This window comes from Plantibacter sp. MCCC 1A11337 (assembly GCF_013349365.1).
GTDB lineage: Bacteria > Actinomycetota > Actinomycetes > Actinomycetales > Microbacteriaceae > Plantibacter > Plantibacter flavus_A.
Map to the genome: position 1 here is coordinate 100,359 of NZ_JABJWX010000001.1, position 17,097 is coordinate 117,455.

Below are 17,097 nucleotides of genomic sequence, written 5' to 3' on the forward strand. Positions count from 1 at the left end.
CCCCACCCGCGACGCGGGCGTTGGACGGGCCGTCTCCGAGGCGTGTCGGTTACTGTGCCGCGCGCTGGGTGCCGAGCACGTCGATGACGAACACGAGCGTCGCGCCGGCCGGGACGCTGCCCGACCCCTGCTCGCCGTAGCCGTCCTTCGGCGCCACCACGAGGATGATCTGCGAGCCGACCTGCTGGCCGACGACCGCGTCGTTGAAGGCCTTGATCATCTGACCGCCGTCGGCCTGGAAGACGAGGGGCTGACCCTTCTCCCAGCTGCTGTCGAAGACGCTCTTCTGATCCCACAGCACACCGGTGTAGTTGACGATGACCTGGTCGCCGGCCTTGACCGTGGCACCGTCGCCGACGCGGGACAGGGTGTGCTTCGTCTCGGTCGGGGCGGGGGCCGCCGGGATGGTGATGCCGGGCTGGCCGCTCGGAGCGGTCACGACGGACGGGAACCCCGACGGGATCGGGCGCTCGGCGCCGTCGGCCTTGGGCAGCGCCGCACCCTGGATGTCGGCGACGAGGATGATCGCGTCGTCCTTCTTGATGCCGTTCGCCTCGCTGCCACCGCTCGGGCCGAAGGCGTCCTCGGGTGAGATCGCCGCGACGACGCGGGATCCGACCGTCGTGCAGGCGAACGCCTTCGCGAAGCCGGGGAGGCTTCCGGACAGGGCGATGAGGGTGCTCGCGGGCCCGTTGAAGTCCGTCTGCTGCAGGACGTCCCCGGTGCGTCCGTTGAGGAGCATCAGGTTGAGGTTGACGGTACCGTCGGCCGAGACCTGCTGACCGTCGCCCTGGATGACGACCTGGCGCTCCGTCGTCTTCGTGTACAGCGGCGTCGGGAGGTCCACCTTCGGGGTGGATCCGAAGTCACCGGACACGCTGATGAGTTTCGTCGCGTCGCCGGCGGACGCCGCGGTGTCGCAGGAGGCCGAGCCCGGCGCGGTGCACCCGGTGAGGGAGACGAGCAGGAGGCCTGCTGCGGCGATGAGAGCTGGTGCAGTGCGCACGGATCCTCGTTTCGGTGGTACGGGTGGGACGGCAGGTCGCCGTCGCACAGTTTAGTCGACGTGAACCGGGGTCAACGATCGTCGCCGAGAGCCGGCTCAGCGGCGGACGGTTCGATCGACTCGTCCGGCCCCGCGCTGTCACCGTCGAGGCCCCGTGCCCGGGAGAGCTCGGCGCTCGCCCCGGCGCTCCTGGCGCGCTTCCGCAGGATCTTCGCACTCGCGGAACGTTCCCCGAGGGCGCCCGGCGTCCACAGCTCGACGTCCTCGGCGCTGAAGTCGCTCTTCGAGGCGCGTCGCTTGAGCTCGGGCAGGACCGTGCCGGGCGCGAGCTTCCGTGCGGTGATGAGGAAGCCCGTGTGCCCGATCATCCGGTGGTCCGGTCGGACGGCGAGCCCCTCGACGTGCCACCCGCGCATCATCGTCTCGTTCGACTGCGGGTTCGTGAAGCCGCCCGTCCCTCGGATCGCCTCGGCGACGCGCGACAGCTGGGTGACCGTGGCGACGTAGCAGAGGATCACTCCGCCGGGCTTCAGCGCCTCCCACGCGGCGTCGAGGCACTCCCACGGTGCGAGCATGTCGAGCACCACGCGGTCGACGGACTCGGCGGGCATCGTGTCGGGCAGGGTCTCCTGGAGGTCGCCGACCGTGACCGACCAGTTCTGCGGGTCGTAACCGAAGAAGGTCGCGACGTTGCCTCGCGCGACATCGGCGAACTCGTCCCGGCGCTCGAAGGAGGCCAGCCTGCCCGACGGCCCGATGGCCCGGAGGAGCCAGAGGGAGAGCGCGCCGGAACCGACACCGGCCTCGACGACCGTCGCGCCGGGGAAGATGTCCGCCTGTCCGATGATCTCGGCCGCGTCCTTCGGGTAGATGATGGCGGCACCGCGAGGCATCGACATCACGAAGTCGACCAGCAGCGGCCGGAGTGCGAGGTGCTCGATGCCCTCGGTGTTGGCGACGACGCTGCCGTCCGGCAGACCGATGATCGAGGTGTGCTCGATCATCCCGCGGTGCGTGTGGAAGACCTTGCCGGCCTCCAGCGTGATGGTGTTCTTCCGCCCCTTCGGTCCGGTCAGCTGCACGCGGTCACCCTCGCGGAAGGGGCCGCTGTTCGCCGGCTGGTGGTTCGCGCTCATCGCTGTGCTGCCTCTGTCTCGGGGTGGTGGGTGGTGCCGCCCGCGGTCGAGCGCAGCTCGGCGAGGTCGGCGACGGAGCGCCCGGCGAGGGTGTCCCAGGTGGTGTGGTGCGGGCCCTCGGGGATCGGCACGATGTGCGGGACGGACACGGCGATGGTCCCCGCTGCGAGCGCGGACGCGAGACCGGTGGCGGAGTCCTCGATCGCGATGCACTCGCGCGGGTCGACGCCGAGTGCCGCTGCGGCTCTGAGGTAGGGGTCAGGATGGGGCTTGGGCTGCTCGACCTCGTCGCCGGCGACGATGAGGTCGAACGCGTCGAACGGGATGCCGCCTGCGATGTCCTCGGCCATGGACCGGATCGACATGGTGACGAGCGCCGTCGGCACGCCGGCCTCCCGGAGCTCGCGGAGCAGCTCCTGGGCACCGGGACGGAACGGGACGCCGCGTTCCTGGATGAGGCGCCGGACGTGGTCCGTGAGGTGGGTGACGATCGTGTCCGCGTCCAGCGCGACGCCGCGGCCCTGGAGGACGGCGGCGGAGTCCCAGAGGCCGTTCCCGACGAGCAGGAGGCCGTCCTCATGGGTCCAGGTGCCGCCGTGGGCCGCGACCAGCTCGGTCTCGGCCTCCATCCAGTAGGGCTCGGTGTCGACGACGGTGCCGTCCATGTCCCAGAGGACTGCGGCAGGGAGGAGAGTGGTCACGGGGTGCCATGCTACCGGGTGCCGAAGCGCCTATCCTGGATGGATGGTCGCGGAAGGTCCCCGTGCACCGAGGAGTGAGACGTGACGGAAGACACCAAGGAGCCGCTGGGCGGTCGCCTGCTCGTCGTGGCGTTCGAGGGTTGGAACGACGCCGGCGAGGCGGCGAGCGGCGCGGTGCGCGTGCTTCGCGACTCGCTCGCCCTCCGCCCGCTGCTCGAGATCGACCCGGAGCCCTACTACGACTACCAGTTCAACCGGCCGACGGTCGGCGTCGATGAGGACGGCAAACGGTCCCTGACCTGGCCCGGTACCACGATCTCGGGGCCTGACCCCGAGGCGGCGAAGCCCGCGACCCCATTGGCGGAGGACGCCGCGCTCCGCGTCAGCGAGGGCGGCGGCGACAACGTCTACGTGCTGCTCGGTGCCGAGCCGTCGCGCGGATGGAAGGCGTTCGTCGACGAGATCCTCGCCGTGATCACCGAGCAGCGCATCACCGGCATGGTGATGCTCGGTGCGATGCTCGCCGACGTCCCGCACACGCGACCGATCTCGGTCTTCGCCTCGAGCGAGAACGCTGAGCTGCGGCAGGCGCTGCAGCTCGAACGCAGCACCTACGAAGGACCGGTCGGCATCCTCAGCGTGCTGGCCGACGCCGCCGAGCGGCAGGGCGTCCAGAGTCTGTCGGTCTGGGCCTCGGTCCCCCACTACGTGCACAGCGCGCCCTCCCCGAAAGCCGTGTTGGCGCTGATCGACAAGCTCGAGGAACTCATCGACGTCGTCATCCCCCGCGGAGCCCTCGTCGAGGAGTCCGGTGAGTGGCAGAGCGGGATCGACACGCTCGCCGCCGAAGACGAGGACATGGCCGCCTACATCCAGCAGCTGGAGCAGGCGCGCGACACCGTCGAGTCGCCCGAGGCGAGCGGCGAGGCCATCGCCAAGGAGTTCGAGCGGTACCTCCGTCGGGACGAGGGCAAGGGCGACGAGCCCTGGCGGAAGGACCGCGAGTAGCCGGGTCCCATCGCGGCGGGGTGATTCCGGTGAGTCGCCGTCCTGCTCAGCGCACGCCGAGGAGCGCGTCGACGGCCGACCGCGCGAGGTCGGCGTCGTCGACGCCGGTCGTCGCTGCGGCGTCGACGAGTGCGATGGCACCCGGGGTGTCGAGGTCGTCGGCCAGTCGCACCCGCATCGCCTGCAGCAGCTCGACGGCGGATGCTCCACTCGCGCTGTCCGTCGCGAAGGACGAACGCCAGGTCCTGAGCCGACGATCGGCCAGGACGAGGTGCTCGTCGTGCCATTCCCAGTCACTGCGGTAGTGGTTCGCGAGGATCGCGAGCCGGATGGCCGAGGGGTCTGCACCGTCGGCGGCCAAGCGTGAGACGAGGACGAGGTTGCCGAGGGACTTCGACATCTTCGTGCCCTCGTAGGCGACCATGCCGGCGTGGCTGAACACCTTGGCGAGCGGGCGGCCGGACAGCGCCGCGGCGTGCCCGGCACTCAGATCGTGGTGTGGGAAGACGAGGTCGGAGCCGCCGCCCTGGACCGTGAAGTCCGATCCGAGATGCTGGAGGGCGATGACCGAGCACTCGATGTGCCAACCGGGACGCCCTCGGCCGACGGCTGACTCCCAGCTCGGCTCGCCGTCGCGCGCCGCCCGCCAGAGCAGCGGATCGAAGGCGTCGCGTTTCCCGGCTCGGTCGGGGTCTCCCCCGCGCTCGGCGAAGAACGCGGCCATCGTGGCCTCGTCGAGTCCACTCTCCGCGCCGAGGTGCCAGACGTCGTCGGCCGCGGCGCGCACGTCGAAGTAGACGTCGTCTCCGGCGGTGCTGTCCGGGGTGTCGACCGAGTAGGCGACACCGCGTTCGACGAGGAGCGCGACGGCGTCGGCGATCGGCCCGATGACCTCGGTGACCGCGACGTAGTCCTCGGGGGGAAGGATGCTGAGGCGTTCCATGTCGCTCCGGAAGAGTTCGACCTGGCTCGCTGCGAGTTCGACCCAGTCGACGCCGGTCGCGGTGGCCCGCTCGAGCAGCGGGTCGTCCACATCGGTGACGTTCTGGGCGTAGTGCACCTCGTAGCCGGCGTCCAGCCAGACGCGCTGCAGGGTGTCGTAGGCCAGGTAGCTCGACGCGTGGCCGAGGTGGGTCGCGTCGTACGGCGTGATGCCGCAGACGTACAACCGCGCCGTGCGTTCGGCGGAGGCTTCGATGAGCCCGGCGCTCGGGGTGTCCCAGAGACACGGGGCCGCGCCGGAGCCGGGCAGCTTCGGGACGACCGGGGCGGACCAGGCCCTCACGCGTTGATCACGCCCGTGCCGAGCAGCACCAGCAGGACGACGCCGAGCACGATGCGGTAGACGACGAAGGGCAGGAAGCTGCGCTTCGAGATGTAGCTCATGAAGAAGGCGATGACCGCGAGGCCGACGACGAACGCGATGACGGTGGCGACGAGCGTCTCGACCGGTCCGTACGGGCTCGGCTCGCCGATGCTCTTGAAGACCTGGTAGAAGCCGCTGCCGAACACCGCGGGGATCGCGAGCAGGAAGGCGTACCGCGCCGCAGCACGGCGCTCGTAGCCCATGAACAGCCCGGCGGTGATCGTGCCGCCGGAGCGGGAGACGCCGGGGATGAGAGCGAGGGCCTGGGCGCCTCCGAAGATCGCGCCGTCGCGGTAGGTCAGGCTCTTCAGACGTCGCTTCTTCGCACCGACCGCGTCGGCGACACCGAGCAGGATGCCGAACACGATGAGCATGATCGCGACGATCCACAGCGACCGGAAGGTCGTCTCGATCTCGTCCTGGAACAACAGGCCGAGCACGACGATGGGGAGGCTGCCGATGATGATCAGCCACCCCATGCGGGCGTCGGCGTCATCCCTCGGGATCTTGCCGACGAGGGCTTTGCACCAGGACGAGATGATGCGGACGATGTCGCGCCAGAAGAACACCACGACGGCGGCCTCGGTACCGATCTGGGTGATCGCCGTGAACGCCGCGCCAGGGTCCTTCGCTCCGGGGAGGAACTCGCCGAGGATGCGCAGGTGTGCGCTCGACGAGATCGGGAGGAACTCGGTGAGTCCCTGGACGAGTCCGAGGATGATGGCGTTGATGAGGTCCACAGGGCACCTTTCTGCAGCCGGATGGCTGGTGTTCGGCCGGATCCGGCAGTCGTCGGCGGGGCGGCTCCTGGAGCGTCTCGCGGCTCGGAGGGCGCGGAGACGGACCGTGGGAAGTCAGTAGTCGAGGAGGAGGTCCGTGAGGACCTGCTTGCCAAACCCTAGCGCGTCGAGCGGCACGCGCTCGTCGACTCCGTGGAACATCGCGGGGAAGTCCAGGTGTTCCGGCAGGCGCAGCGGAGCGAAGCCGTACCCGGTGATGCCGAGGAGCGAGAGCGCCTTGTTGTCGGTACCGCCGGAGAGCATGTACGGGAGCACCGGGGCGCCGGGGTCATGGCGCCCGAGGGTCTCGACGACCGCGTCGACGAGCGGACCCGAGAACGGGGTCTCGAGGCCGATGTCGCGGTGCATGACGACGATCTCGATGTCCTCACCGACGATCTCCGCGACGCGCGCGAGCACGGCGTCCTCCTCGCCGGGCAGGGTGCGGATGTCGACGAGCGCCTCGGCGCGATCGGGGATCACGTTGTGCTTGTATCCGGCCTGCAGCAGGGTCGGGTTGCTCGTCGTGCGGAGCGAGGCCTGGATGAAGCCGGAGGCCGTACCCGTCGCGAGGGCGAGCTCGTCCGGGCCGAGCCGTTCGGGCGTGGTGCCGAGGATGGTGGCGATCTCACGGAGCAGCTGCTCCGTGGTGTCGGTGAGTCGGACGGGCCACTCGGTGCGTCCGATGGCCGCCACCGCTTCCGCGAGGCGGGTGACGGCGTTGTCCTGCACGTAGCGGGATCCGTGGGCCGCTCGTCCGGTCGCGACCAGTTTGATCCAGACGAGGGCCTTCTCCGAGGTCTGGAGGAGGTAGGAGCGGCGTCCGCCGAAGGTGATCGAGTACCCGCCGACCTCGCTGATCGCCTCGGTCGCGCCGGCGAAGAGCTCCGGTCGTTCCGTCACGAGGTGGTGCGAGCCGAACACGCCGCCGTTCTCCTCGTCCGAGAACATCGCGATCACGAGGTCGCGTTCGGGCCGACGGCCGCTGCCGAGGATCTCGCGGAGCGACGCGAGGATCATCGCGTCCATGTTCTTCATGTCGACGGCCCCGCGTCCCCACAGCAGGCCGTCCTTGATCTCACCGCCGAAGGGGTCCACCGACCAGTTCGCAGGATCGGCGGGCACCACGTCGAGGTGCCCGTGCACGACGAGCGCCGGCTTCTCGGGGTTCGCACCGGCGACCCGTGCGACCACGCTGGTCCGGCCCGGAGCGGCGTCGATCAGCTCCGGCTCCAGACCGAGGTCGCGGAGGTACGCCTCGACGTACTCGGCGGCCTCCGTCTCGCCGTTGGAGCGGCCCTCACCGTAGTTCGTCGTGTCCATGCGGATGAGGTCCCGCGCGATCCGCGTGGTCTCGTCGAGCGTGAGGTCGGATGCGTCTGAGCCGGAGGTCATGGTTCCACGCTACCCGTCGGCCCTGACCGCTGCACCTCTCCCCCGTTCTGCGCGGTCGGCGCACGGCCCGAGCCCGTCGAGCAGATCCTCCGGCGCTACGAGGTGGTGAACGGCTGTCGAAATCCGTGCTAGAGTTTCTTCTCGTGCCCAGCGAAAGCCGGACACGATCACAACACGCGCGGGTGGCGGAAATGGCAGACGCGCTAGCTTGAGGTGCTAGTGCCCTTACGGGCGTGGGGGTTCAAGTCCCCCTTCGCGCACACCGTGTTGAGACGGCGAACGGCCGGAGCGAAAGCTCCGGCCGTTCTTGTTTTCCCGCCGCACTCCACGACACGCCGACACCCGAGATCATCGCCGTTTGAGCGAGATCCCGCACACCTTCGCCGGTCCTGGGCCCTGCTCCGCCGGTACCGGGCCCTCCTCCGCCGGACCCTGAGCCTGTCGAAGGGGCGACCGAGCTGGTGGTCCCTGGAGGGCACTTCGACAAGCTCAGTGACCGGGAGCGTCCCGCCCGGAACACGCCGGTCCCTGAGCCTGTCGAAGGGCAGGAGGACGCGCGTGAGGAGCGGTGCCGTCCTCAGTGCCCGTGGCCGAGGCGCCGACGGAGCAGGTCGATGCGCGACTGCAGCTGCGTCACGCTCGCCTGTGCCACCGCGGGTCCGCCGCAGACGCGTCGCAGTTCGGCGTGCACGAGTCCGTGCGGCTCCTTCGTGTGCTTCGCGTAGAGACCGACCAGGGTGTTGAGCACCTGGCGCTGTTCCTTGAGCGTGCGGTACAGCGGAGCGGGGATGTCCGCCTGCGGACTCGGCGAGGCTGCGTTCTTGTCGACGAACGCCCCGCGCTTGGCCTGCCGGCTCTGGCGTTGCACGAGCAACTCGTGCACCTGTTCAGGTTCGAGGAGCCCGGGGAACCCGATGAAGTCGAACTCCTCCTCGGTGCCGGGCTGGGCGAGCTCGCCGAACTCGTCGCCGTCGAACACGACCCGGTCGAAGTGCGCGTCCGAGGAGACGGCCTGCCAGGTGAACTCCTCGAGGAGTGAATCGGAGGCCTTGTCCTCGCGCTCCGCGGCCGCCATCATCGCGTCCTCCGGATTGAAGAGGTCGCCCTCCGCGTCCGGGTCGCTCGGGCGGTCGAGTGCGTGGTCGCGTTCGAGCTCGAGTTTCTCCGCGAGGGCCATCAGGTTCGGTACGTTCGGAAGGAAGATGCTCGCGATCTCGCCGCGTCGTCTGGCCCGGACGAATCGCCCGATCGCCTGCGCGAAGAACAGTGGTGTGGCGGAGGACGTCGCGTAGACGCCGACGGCGAGTCGTGGGACGTCGACGCCTTCCGACACCATGCGGACCGCGACCATCCAGCGCTTGGTGTTCCCCGAGAAGTCGGCGATCCGGTCGCTGGCCTCCTTCTCGTCGGAGAGGACGACGGTGGGCTGCTCCCCCGTCAGCTCGTGCAGGATCGCCGCGTAGGCCCGGGCGGTCGTCTGGTCGGTGGCGATCACGAGTCCGCCGGCGTCCGGGACCGCCTGACGGACCTCGGACAGCCGGAGGTCGGCGGACTTCAGGACCGCCGGGATCCAGTCGCCCTGCGGATCGAGTGCGGTGCGCCAGGCAGCGGAGGTGATGTCCTTCGTGTTGCCCTCGCCGAGGCGGGCCTCCATCTCGTCGCCGGCCTTGGTCCGCCAGCGCATGTGGCCGGCGTAGACCATGAAGAGCACCGGACGGACGACCCCGTCCTGGAGCGCGCGACCGTATCCGTAGTTGTAGTCGGTGACGGAGGTCCGGATGCCCTGGTGATCAGGCTGGTAGACCACGAACGGGATCGGTGCCGTGTCCGACCGGAACGGGGTCCCGGTCAGGGACAGCCGGCGGGTCGCCCGCGAGAACGCCTCGTGGATGCCGTCGCCCCAGCTCAGGGCGTCGCCGCCGTGGTGGACCTCGTCGAGGATGACGAGGGTGCGACCCGAATCGGTCGTGCGCTGATGGACGGGCGGGTTCGCCGCGACCTGGGCATAGGTGACGGCGACGCCGTGGTAGTGGCGGCCGAAGACCTGGTCGCGGTTCGCGAAGTTCGGGTCGAGGCGGATGCCGACCCGGCTCGCGGCCTCGGCCCACTGACGCTTCAGGTGGTCGGTCGGGGCGACGACCGTGATGCGGTCGATCGTGCCGCGATGGAGGAGTTCGGAGGCGAGCCGCAGCGCGAACGTCGTCTTGCCTGCGCCCGGTGTCGCCGCCGCGAGGAAGTCACGGGGTTCGGTGGTGAAGTACTGCTCGAGCGCCTCGGCCTGCCAGGCTCGAAGCTTGCTCGCCGTGCCCCACGCTGCACGTTCCGGGAAGGCCGGTGAGAGGTGTTCGGCTGCGGACCCGCCCAGGTGCTGGGTCGAAGAGATTTCCGCGTTCACTGGAGACCACTGTACCCGGCCGAACCGACACCGCCGACCATCGTGTGGGGCCTCGACAGCCGTCCGGATGTCCGACTCGCGACTGATCCGCCACCCGAGGGGCGGGCGTACGCTGGAGGTTCCGGATGCACAGCAGGAGGAACCACCCATGACCGAACAGCACCATCCCTGGTCGCGGTACGTCGCCATCGGCGACTCGTTCACCGAGGGGATCGGCGATCCCGAGCCGGGTGCGCCGGGCGGGCACCGCGGGTGGGCCGATCGGGTCGCCGAGGTGCTGGCCGCGCAGAACTCGGACTTCGCCTACGCCAACCTCGCGGTCCGCGGCAAGCTCGCGCAACAGATCCTCGACGACCAGGTGGAGCCGGCCCTGGAGCTGCACCCGGACCTCATCACGATCTCCGCGGGCGGCAACGACGTGATCCGGCCCGGCACCGACCCCGATGACATCGCCAGACGACTCGAGCAGGCGATCATCCGGCTTCGGAGCGACGGAGCGACGGTCGTGCTGTTCACCGGCGTCGACGTCGGCTTCTCCCCCGTGTTCCGGAGCATCCGCGGCAAGGTCGCGATCTACAACGAGAACCTGCGGGCCATCGCCGCCCGACACGACTGCATCATCGCCGATCAGTGGTCGCTCCAGGCGATCCAGGATCCGCGGATGTGGGCCCCGGACCGGCTGCATCTGAACGCGCTCGGCCATCACGAGGTCGCCCGCCTCGTCCTCCACGCGCTGAACGTGGAGAACGACCTCAAGCCGCTGCAGCCGGAGCCGCTGCCCGTGCGGCGTTGGCGTCAGGCCCGGACCGAGGACCTCGCCTGGGCGCGGGAGTACCTCGTGCCCTGGGTGCTCCGCCGGGTGCGGCACCAGTCGTCCGGCGACCACATCACCGCCAAGCGACCGATCGCCGGACCCTTCCTGACGGTTGCAGCCCAGGACCAGGAACTCGACGTCTGACCGTCGGTCCATCGCCCGGGCTCCGGCGTTCGCTGCGGTCACGGGTTGGTCAGGCGCCACCATGGCGTGACCGGGGCGATGTCCGCGTCGAGAGCCAGTGGGACGTCGATCGTCGCCGCACCGCCCTCCGCGCCGGCACCCACGGTGTAGCTGAGCTTCCCGACCGTCGAACCGGCGGCACCCGCCTCGATGGCTCTGGCGCGGCTCTCGACGGTGATCGGGGTGTCCTGCCAGACCAGCACGGAGGCGTCGGACGCCACGACGACCTTCGCCGCCTCGTCCCACGCGGTCGAGTAGGAGCCGACCGAATGCCCGGCGGTGGCGAGCTGGACCTGGTGGAATCCGGCCGGCACGCTCTGCAACAGGGAGACCACGGCCTCGTTGAGCACGGTGTGGTCGTCGGCACCGAGGATGACGCCGACGACGGTCACCGTCCGCCCCTCCACCTGGAGGTCGGCGGAGAACAGCAGGCAGGCGCCGGAGGCGTCGTCGGTCCCCGTCTTCATGCCGGTCACCCCGTACCGGCCGAGGAGGGCGTTCGTGTTCTCGACCTCGCCGATGGCGGGCAGCACCGCGGTGGGCTCCTTGACGATCGAGGAGAGCACCGGGTCGGCGAGCACGAGCTTGCCGATGGTCACGAGGTCGCTCGGGGTGCTGACGTTCGTCTCGCCCAGGCCGCTCGTGTTCGTGACGGTCGTGCCCGTCAGCCCGTGTGCATCGAGCCAGGCGCGCGCCGCGTCGAGGTACGCGTCGACCGAACCGAAGGCCCAGACGGCGAGCGAGATGCTGTAGTTGTTCGCCGACGGGAGGAGGAGCGCTTCGAGCATCTGCCGCTGGGTGAACACCGACCCGGCGACGACGGGTGCCGCTGAACCGTTCTCCGCGATGGTGTCGTAGTAGAACCCGACGTCGGCGTCGGTCAGCGTGATGGACGGGCCCTGATCGCCCGCGGCGAGGGGCTTGGCCTCCAGCACGACGAGGGAGGTGATCGTCTTGGTGATGCTCGCGATGGGGAACGGCGTCTGTTCGCCACTCGAACTCAGGACGCCGTTGAACCCGACGGCACCGAGGGCGCCCCGCCCGAATCCGGGCCAGGCGACCGGTGTGGTCTGCTGGACGAGCGAGGTCGTGAGGGCGTCGCCGGCTTCGAGCGTCGCAGCCGCGGCCGGGACCGGTCGGAGCAGCGCGCCTGCGCTGTACCCGAACAGCCCGATCAGGAGGGCGAGGACGCCGAAGACGGCGAGACGGCGGCGGCGATAGATCTGTCGTCTCGTGAGTGGCACCCGGTCATGCTACCCGGCGCTCCTGCACGTCCCCTGTCGCGACCTGCCGCCGTGCGGCTGCCCGGAGAGCAGCGTTGGACCGTGGTCAGCGGACCCGGAGCTCCCAGAGGGCGACGGCACTGGCCGACGCGACGTTCAGCGAGTCGACGCCGTGGAGCATCGGGATGGTCACGATCGTGTCGGCGGCGGCGAGGGCCGAGGCGCTCAGACCGTCACCTTCAGCGCCGAGCACGATGGCGAGCCGTTCCGGGGCGGTCCGAGCATAGGTGTCGAGGTCCACGGCGTCGTCGGCCAGAGCGAGGGCGGCCGTCTCGAAGCCGGCATCCCGCAGGACGTCGGATGCGACATCCCATTCCGGCAGGCGGGTCCACGGTACCTGCAGGACCGTTCCCATGCTGACGCGGACGCTCCGGCGGTACAGCGGGTCGGCGCAGCGCGGGGTGATCAGGACCGCGTCGGCACCGAGGCCGGCGACGGAGCGGAAGATGGCGCCGACGTTGGTGTGGTCGACGATGTCTTCGAGGATGACCACGCGGCGGGCGTCGGCGAGGAGCTCGGCGGGGTCGGCGAGCGGTGGGCGGTGCATCGCCGCGAGCGCTCCCCGGTGCAGGTGGAAGCCCGTCAGCTGCTCCAGGAGTGCGGGCTCGCCGACGAAGACCGGGACGTCGTGGTCCTCGAGGAGTGGCGAGACGTCGTCGAGCCACTTCTCCTGCAGCAGGACCGATCGCGGTCGGTGCCCGGCGCGCAGCGCACGTTCCATGACCTTCGTGGACTCGGCGATGTACAGGCCACCCGCGGGTTCGGACACCCGGCGGAGGGCGACGTCCGTCAGCCGCGCGTAGTCGTCGAGTCGTCCGTCGTCGAGATCGGTGATCCGGATGACCTGCATGGGAGACGTCCTCTCGACGCGATGTTCGACCTCCACCTTGCCAGAGTGGGAACACGATCGAAAACGAGGCCGTTTAGACTCAGGGGAAGCGATGGCCCGGAGCACTCCGATCATCGCGGACGGATGGACGGAGCAGGCATGAGCACGCTGATCGCAGCAGGGGATCCCGCTGACGAGACGGCCGAGGCCGGGCTCGAACGGGCGATCGAGCTGCTCGCGGACCGACGCGTCGCCTTCCTCACCGGGGCCGGCGTCAGCACGGACTCCGGCATCCCCGACTATCGGGGCCAGGGCGCTCCGGTGCGGACCCCCATGACGGTCGACCAGTTCCTGTCCAACGACGACGCCGCGCGCAAACGCTACTGGGCCGGCAGCCACCTCGGGTGGAAGCGGTTCGACGGCGCTCGACCGAACGCCGGCCACCGGGCGATCGCGCTCCTCGAGGAGGCCGGCATCGCCGACGGCGTCATCACGCAGAACGTCGACGGCCTCCACGTCAGGGCCGGCTCGCGCCGCGTCGTCGACCTGCACGGGTCGATGGACCGCGTCAGCTGTCTCTCCTGCGGGCAGAGCTACGCCAGGTCGAGCATCGCGGAGCGCATGACGTCGCTGAACCCCTGGCTCGACACCGAGACGGACGTGACGATCAACCCGGACGGCGATGCCGAGGTCGGGCGCGTGGACGAGATCGTCGTCCCCGTGTGCACGGTCTGCGGTGGCATGTTGAAGCCGGACGTGGTCTTCTTCGGCGAGTTCATCCCCACGGAGAAGTACGCCGAGGCGGCGGCACTCGTGCGCGGCGCCGACGCACTCGTGATCGCCGGGTCGTCGCTCGTGGTCAACTCGGGGATCCGGCTCCTCGAACTCGCCCGCCGGAAGCGGATGCCGATCGTCGTCATCAACCGTGGCGTCACGAAGGCGGACGGCCGTGCGGACGTGAAGCTCGACGCGGGCGCCAGTGAGACGCTCACCGGGATCGCCGCTCGCCTGGTCCCGTCCGCGTTCACGAGCGTCGTCTCGCAGGAGGCGACCGACGCCTGACGCCTCAGGCGTCGGTGTGGTCGTCCGCGAGGAACGCGGTGAGGCGTTGCGCCGCGTCGTGCGGCTCCTCGTAGTGGATGAGGTGTCCGACGCCCGGGATGACGTGCAGCTGCGCGTCGGCGAACCGCTTCGCGAGCGCGTACTGCGCGGCCACGGGCGTGATGTCGTCGCGCTCGGCGGCGATGAGCAGCGTGCGGCTGGGGATGCGGTCGGCGTACTCGCTGACGTCGTGGCTGACCGAGGCGGTGAACGACTCGAGGACGACCTCCCGGTCGGCGAAGGCGCTGAAGTACTGGTCGTGCTGGGCGTGGATCCACCGACGGAGCGCCGGGTCCTTCGTCTTCGCCATCGCGACGCTCATGATGCGGACGACACCCTTGTTGCGGAGGAAGGCGAAGCCCAGGCGTTTCGGGAGCTTCGCGGACGACCAGTAGTAGAAGACCGCGAGCCTCGTCAGGACACCTCGAGGGCCCTGGAGCGCCGGGGCGGCGATCGGGTTCACGAGGACGAGGTCGTCCGGTCGGAGTCCCCCGGCGACGGCGGCGCTCGACACGATCGAGCCGAACGAGTGCCCGAGCAGGACGACCCGGCCGGTCAGGTGCAGCTCCTCGATGAACCGTCCCAGCCAGGCTGCGTACCCCTCGACGGAGTGGGTGGCGTCGGGGAAGGGTGCGGAGCTGCCGAAGCCGGGGAGGTCCGGAGCGATGATCCGGAATCCGGAGAGCTGCGCGACGACCGGTTCGAGGCCGTGGTGGTCGCCGCGGAACCCGTGCACCATGACGATCGTCGTCGACGCCTCTCGGTCGCCGTAATCCCAGAACCGGGTCTCGGCTCCGTCCACGATGAGCGAGCGCTCCCGGACGGGGATGCGGTCGAGCTGGTCGGCGTACGGTGATTCGACGGGCATCCACTCAGTCTAGGCAGTCCGGCTCCGCGTTCACCCGACGACGCGGAGCGTGCCGTCCCGGCGTGGCACAGGCCCCTGTCGGAGGTGCGTCATAGGGTGAAGGCGTGAACACGGTCGACGCGAACCCCCACTGGACGGACCGCCTGGCGGTCTTCGATCTCGAGACGACCGGCATCGAGGTGGAGACGAGTCGCATCGTGACCGCCTTCGTCGGTGTCATCGCCGCGGACGGTTCGGTCGAACGCTCGTGGTCCTGGATGGCCGACCCCGGGGTCGAGATCCCCGCTCGCGCCGCCGAGATCCACGGCGTCACGACGGAGCGTGCCCGGGCGGAGGGGCGTCCGGCACCGGCCGTCGTCGGAGAGATCGTGTCCGTCCTCACCGAACTGTTCGCCGCACGGACCCCGGTGGTCGCCTACAACGCGCCCTACGACTTCTCCCTCCTGCACTTCGAGGCGGAGCGACACGGGGTGACCTCGATCACCGCCCCGTCCCCCGTCGTCGACCCGCTGATCCTCGACCGACGGCTCGACACGTTCCGCCGCGGCAAGCGGACGCTCGAGGTCGTCGCCGCCCTGCACGGCGTTCCACTGGAGGGTGCGCACGACGCGGGCGTGGACGCCGTCGCCGCCGGACGCGTCGCTCAGGCCATCGGCCGACGCTACGCCGACGCGTTGCCGACGAGCGTGGACGAGCTGCACGAGGCTCAGCGGACCTGGTCGCTCGAGCAGGCGGAGAGCTTCCAGTCCTACATGCGCCGCGTGCGCGACCCCGAATTCGTCGCCGAAGGCGCTTGGCCCATCCGCACCGGACGCCCTGCCGCTCGACCCGAGACGCCGGTCATCGTCCCAGCGGACCAGCTGCCCATCGGTATCTGAGTCGCACGGACTCCCCACGACGACGAACGCCCCGATCCGAGGATCGGGGCGTTCGTGTATGACAGCGGAAGGACTACTTGCCGAAGCCCTTGAAGCGCTGGTTGAACTTCTCGACGCGACCGGCGGAGTCCATGATGCGCTGCTTGCCCGTGTAGAACGGGTGCGACTCGGACGAGATCTCCACGTCGATCACCGGGTAGGTGACGCCGTCGAGGTCGATCGTCTTGCCCGACGAGACCGTCGAGCGCGTAAGGAACGTCGCGCCGGAGGCGAGGTCGCGGAAGACGACGGCTTCGTACGTGGGGTGGATGTCAGATTTCATCAGCAGTCCTTGTTGAGTGGATGGTGTGGGTAGTACCCGCGCTCGGAACTCCAGGCACGAGGCAGAAAGCTCTTGGCTCCGCGAGCCAAAGGTCGACTTTACCAGACTCGGCGCGCGTCTGCTCGCCTGCCGAGGTCGACCCGCCGAGGCACGGCCGTCAGGAGAGGGCGACGGCCGAGCGTCCGGCGCGGGCGGAGCGGGCGTGGAAGCGTCCGTCCTCCTCGGTCAGCTCGATCGGGAGGTCGAAGGTCTCACTGAGGTGCTCGGCCGTGAGGGTCTCGGCGATCGGTCCGGCGGCGACGACGCCGCCGTCGCGAACGAGCAGGACGTGCGTGAAGCCGACGGGGATCTCCTCGACGTGGTGGGTCACCATGATGATCGCCGGTGAGTCGTCGGCGCTCGCGTAGCCGCCGAGCAGCTCGACGAGCTCCTCGCGCGTGCCGAGGTCGAGGCTCGCGGCCGGCTCGTCGAGCAGGAGGAGTTCGGGGTCGGTCATGATGGCCCGCGCGATCTGCACGCGCTTCTGCTCGCCGTCGCTGAGCGTGCCGAAACGGCGGTCGGCGAGGTGGTCGAGCTTCCATTCGGCGAGAACCCGCGAGGCACGCTTCACATCGATGTCCTCGTACTGCTCGACCCAGCGGCCGGTGACCGAGTAGGCCGCCGTGAGCACGACGTCCAGGACGGTCTCCTCCGGCGGCACCCGCTTCGCGAGGGCGGAGGACGCGAAGCCGATGCGCGGTCGCAGCTCGAAGACGTCGACCCGGCCGAGCGTCTCGTCGAGCACGGAGACCGTGCCCTTCGAGGGGTGGATGAGCGTCGCCGCGAGCTGCAGGAGCGTCGTCTTGCCTGCGCCGTTCGGGCCGAGGACGATCCATCGCTGGTCGCCCGTCACCGTCCAGTCGACGCCATCGAGGATGGGGTTGAGATTGCGGACGACGGACACATCGGAGAACTGCAACACGCTCGGCATGGTCCTAGCCTATCCGCCAAGACTCGTCGCGCGTCGCCGTCCTCCGAGGTGTCCGCAGGTGGT

16 protein-coding genes and 1 tRNA gene are annotated in these 17,097 nt (G+C 69.8%); 5 read left to right on the forward strand and 12 right to left on the reverse strand.

What is annotated here, in order from left to right; genetic code table 11:
- Positions 1-49: 49 nt before the first annotated feature.
- From HOW07_RS00475 to HOW07_RS00485, 3 genes are all read right to left on the reverse strand, one after another.
- Positions 50-1,006, reverse strand: a complete 957-nt coding sequence (locus HOW07_RS00475; protein WP_175115815.1) for an FKBP-type peptidyl-prolyl cis-trans isomerase — start codon at positions 1,004-1,006, stop codon at positions 50-52.
- A gap of 71 nt (positions 1,007-1,077) precedes the next feature.
- Positions 1,078-2,142: a tRNA (adenine-N1)-methyltransferase gene (locus HOW07_RS00480; protein WP_121290611.1), complete on the reverse strand. Its 1,065-nt coding sequence runs from the start codon at positions 2,140-2,142 to the stop codon at positions 1,078-1,080.
- On the reverse strand, positions 2,139-2,843 hold the full coding sequence (locus HOW07_RS00485) for an HAD family phosphatase (protein ID WP_285039644.1): 705 nt from the start codon (positions 2,841-2,843) through the stop codon (positions 2,139-2,141). The genes HOW07_RS00480 and HOW07_RS00485 overlap by 4 nt, the downstream gene beginning before the upstream one ends.
- Positions 2,844-2,924: 81 nt before the next feature.
- On the opposite strand from HOW07_RS00485, the gene HOW07_RS00490 reads away from it, so the two are divergent.
- Positions 2,925-3,851 (forward strand): PAC2 family protein, encoded by a 927-nt coding sequence (locus HOW07_RS00490; protein ID WP_064296958.1) that lies wholly within the window; start codon positions 2,925-2,927, stop codon positions 3,849-3,851.
- Positions 3,852-3,897: 46 nt separating this feature from the next.
- Here HOW07_RS00490 and mshC read toward each other — a convergent pair whose 3' ends face one another.
- From mshC to HOW07_RS00505, 3 genes are all read right to left on the reverse strand, one after another.
- A complete protein-coding gene (gene mshC / locus HOW07_RS00495; protein WP_175115816.1) occupies positions 3,898-5,136 on the reverse strand; it encodes a cysteine--1-D-myo-inosityl 2-amino-2-deoxy-alpha-D-glucopyranoside ligase in 1,239 nt (412 codons plus the stop codon).
- On the reverse strand, positions 5,133-5,957 hold the full coding sequence (locus tag HOW07_RS00500) for an undecaprenyl-diphosphate phosphatase (RefSeq protein ID WP_071260226.1): 825 nt from the start codon (positions 5,955-5,957) through the stop codon (positions 5,133-5,135). The genes mshC and HOW07_RS00500 overlap by 4 nt, the downstream gene beginning before the upstream one ends.
- A gap of 114 nt (positions 5,958-6,071) precedes the next feature.
- Positions 6,072-7,391 carry a M20/M25/M40 family metallo-hydrolase gene (locus tag HOW07_RS00505; RefSeq protein WP_085510930.1) on the reverse strand — a complete coding sequence of 440 codons (1,320 nt, stop codon included), beginning with the start codon at positions 7,389-7,391 and terminating at the stop codon, positions 6,072-6,074.
- A gap of 176 nt (positions 7,392-7,567) precedes the next feature.
- Here HOW07_RS00505 and HOW07_RS00510 point away from each other — a divergent pair.
- Positions 7,568-7,651 (forward strand) — tRNA-Leu (locus tag HOW07_RS00510).
- 317 nt (positions 7,652-7,968) lie between these two features.
- Here HOW07_RS00510 and HOW07_RS00515 read toward each other — a convergent pair.
- Positions 7,969-9,786, reverse strand: a complete 1,818-nt coding sequence (locus HOW07_RS00515; RefSeq protein ID WP_229938898.1) for a DEAD/DEAH box helicase — start codon at positions 9,784-9,786, stop codon at positions 7,969-7,971.
- A 148-nt stretch (positions 9,787-9,934) separates the two neighbouring features.
- On the opposite strand from HOW07_RS00515, the gene HOW07_RS00520 reads away from it, so the two are divergent.
- Positions 9,935-10,744 (forward strand): SGNH/GDSL hydrolase family protein, encoded by an 810-nt coding sequence (locus HOW07_RS00520; RefSeq protein ID WP_064296953.1) that lies wholly within the window; start codon positions 9,935-9,937, stop codon positions 10,742-10,744.
- A 38-nt stretch (positions 10,745-10,782) separates the two neighbouring features.
- Here the strand turns inward: HOW07_RS00520 and HOW07_RS00525 are convergent, their stop codons facing one another.
- Together HOW07_RS00525 and HOW07_RS00530 are read right to left on the reverse strand one after the other, a co-directional pair.
- Positions 10,783-12,027, reverse strand: a complete 1,245-nt coding sequence (locus tag HOW07_RS00525) for a D-alanyl-D-alanine carboxypeptidase (protein ID WP_175115817.1) — start codon at positions 12,025-12,027, stop codon at positions 10,783-10,785.
- Positions 12,028-12,112: 85 nt separating this feature from the next.
- A complete protein-coding gene (locus HOW07_RS00530; protein ID WP_064296952.1) occupies positions 12,113-12,916 on the reverse strand; it encodes an RNA methyltransferase in 804 nt (267 codons plus the stop codon).
- A gap of 138 nt (positions 12,917-13,054) precedes the next feature.
- Here HOW07_RS00530 and HOW07_RS00535 point away from each other — a divergent pair, with 138 nt between their 5' ends.
- The gene (locus HOW07_RS00535) at positions 13,055-13,957 is read left to right on the forward strand and encodes a Sir2 family NAD-dependent protein deacetylase (protein WP_175115818.1); all 903 of its coding nucleotides are present in this window, start codon (positions 13,055-13,057) and stop codon (positions 13,955-13,957) included.
- A 4-nt stretch (positions 13,958-13,961) separates the two neighbouring features.
- Here the strand turns inward: HOW07_RS00535 and HOW07_RS00540 are convergent, their stop codons facing one another.
- Positions 13,962-14,864, reverse strand: coding sequence for an alpha/beta fold hydrolase (locus HOW07_RS00540; protein WP_121290620.1), 903 nt, complete (start codon positions 14,862-14,864; stop codon positions 13,962-13,964).
- Between the two features lie 104 nt (positions 14,865-14,968).
- Here HOW07_RS00540 and HOW07_RS00545 point away from each other — a divergent pair, with 104 nt between their 5' ends.
- Complete coding sequence (locus tag HOW07_RS00545) at positions 14,969-15,742, forward strand: 3'-5' exonuclease (protein WP_371743536.1); 774 nt, start codon at positions 14,969-14,971, stop codon at positions 15,740-15,742.
- 73 nt (positions 15,743-15,815) lie between these two features.
- Here HOW07_RS00545 and HOW07_RS00550 read toward each other — a convergent pair whose 3' ends face one another.
- Positions 15,816-16,064, reverse strand: a complete 249-nt coding sequence (locus HOW07_RS00550) for a type B 50S ribosomal protein L31 (RefSeq protein WP_056005588.1) — start codon at positions 16,062-16,064, stop codon at positions 15,816-15,818.
- 157 nt (positions 16,065-16,221) lie between these two features.
- A complete protein-coding gene (locus HOW07_RS00555; protein ID WP_175115819.1) occupies positions 16,222-17,034 on the reverse strand; it encodes an ABC transporter ATP-binding protein in 813 nt (270 codons plus the stop codon).
- Between the last annotated feature and the right edge of the window lie 63 nt (positions 17,035-17,097).

Coding starts and splice junctions, on each gene's coding strand:
- HOW07_RS00550 (WP_056005588.1), bottom strand. CDS start 16,064: ATGAAATCTGACATCCACCCCACGTACGAAGCCGTCGTCTTCCGCGAC.
- HOW07_RS00535 (WP_175115818.1), top strand. CDS start 13,055: ATGAGCACGCTGATCGCAGCAGGGGATCCCGCTGACGAGACGGCCGAG.
- HOW07_RS00530 (WP_064296952.1), bottom strand. CDS start 12,916: ATGCAGGTCATCCGGATCACCGATCTCGACGACGGACGACTCGACGAC.
- HOW07_RS00555 (WP_175115819.1), bottom strand. CDS start 17,034: ATGCCGAGCGTGTTGCAGTTCTCCGATGTGTCCGTCGTCCGCAATCTC.
- HOW07_RS00505 (WP_085510930.1), bottom strand. CDS start 7,391: ATGACCTCCGGCTCAGACGCATCCGACCTCACGCTCGACGAGACCACG.
- HOW07_RS00480 (WP_121290611.1), bottom strand. CDS start 2,142: ATGAGCGCGAACCACCAGCCGGCGAACAGCGGCCCCTTCCGCGAGGGT.
- HOW07_RS00520 (WP_064296953.1), top strand. CDS start 9,935: ATGACCGAACAGCACCATCCCTGGTCGCGGTACGTCGCCATCGGCGAC.
- HOW07_RS00540 (WP_121290620.1), bottom strand. CDS start 14,864: ATGCCCGTCGAATCACCGTACGCCGACCAGCTCGACCGCATCCCCGTC.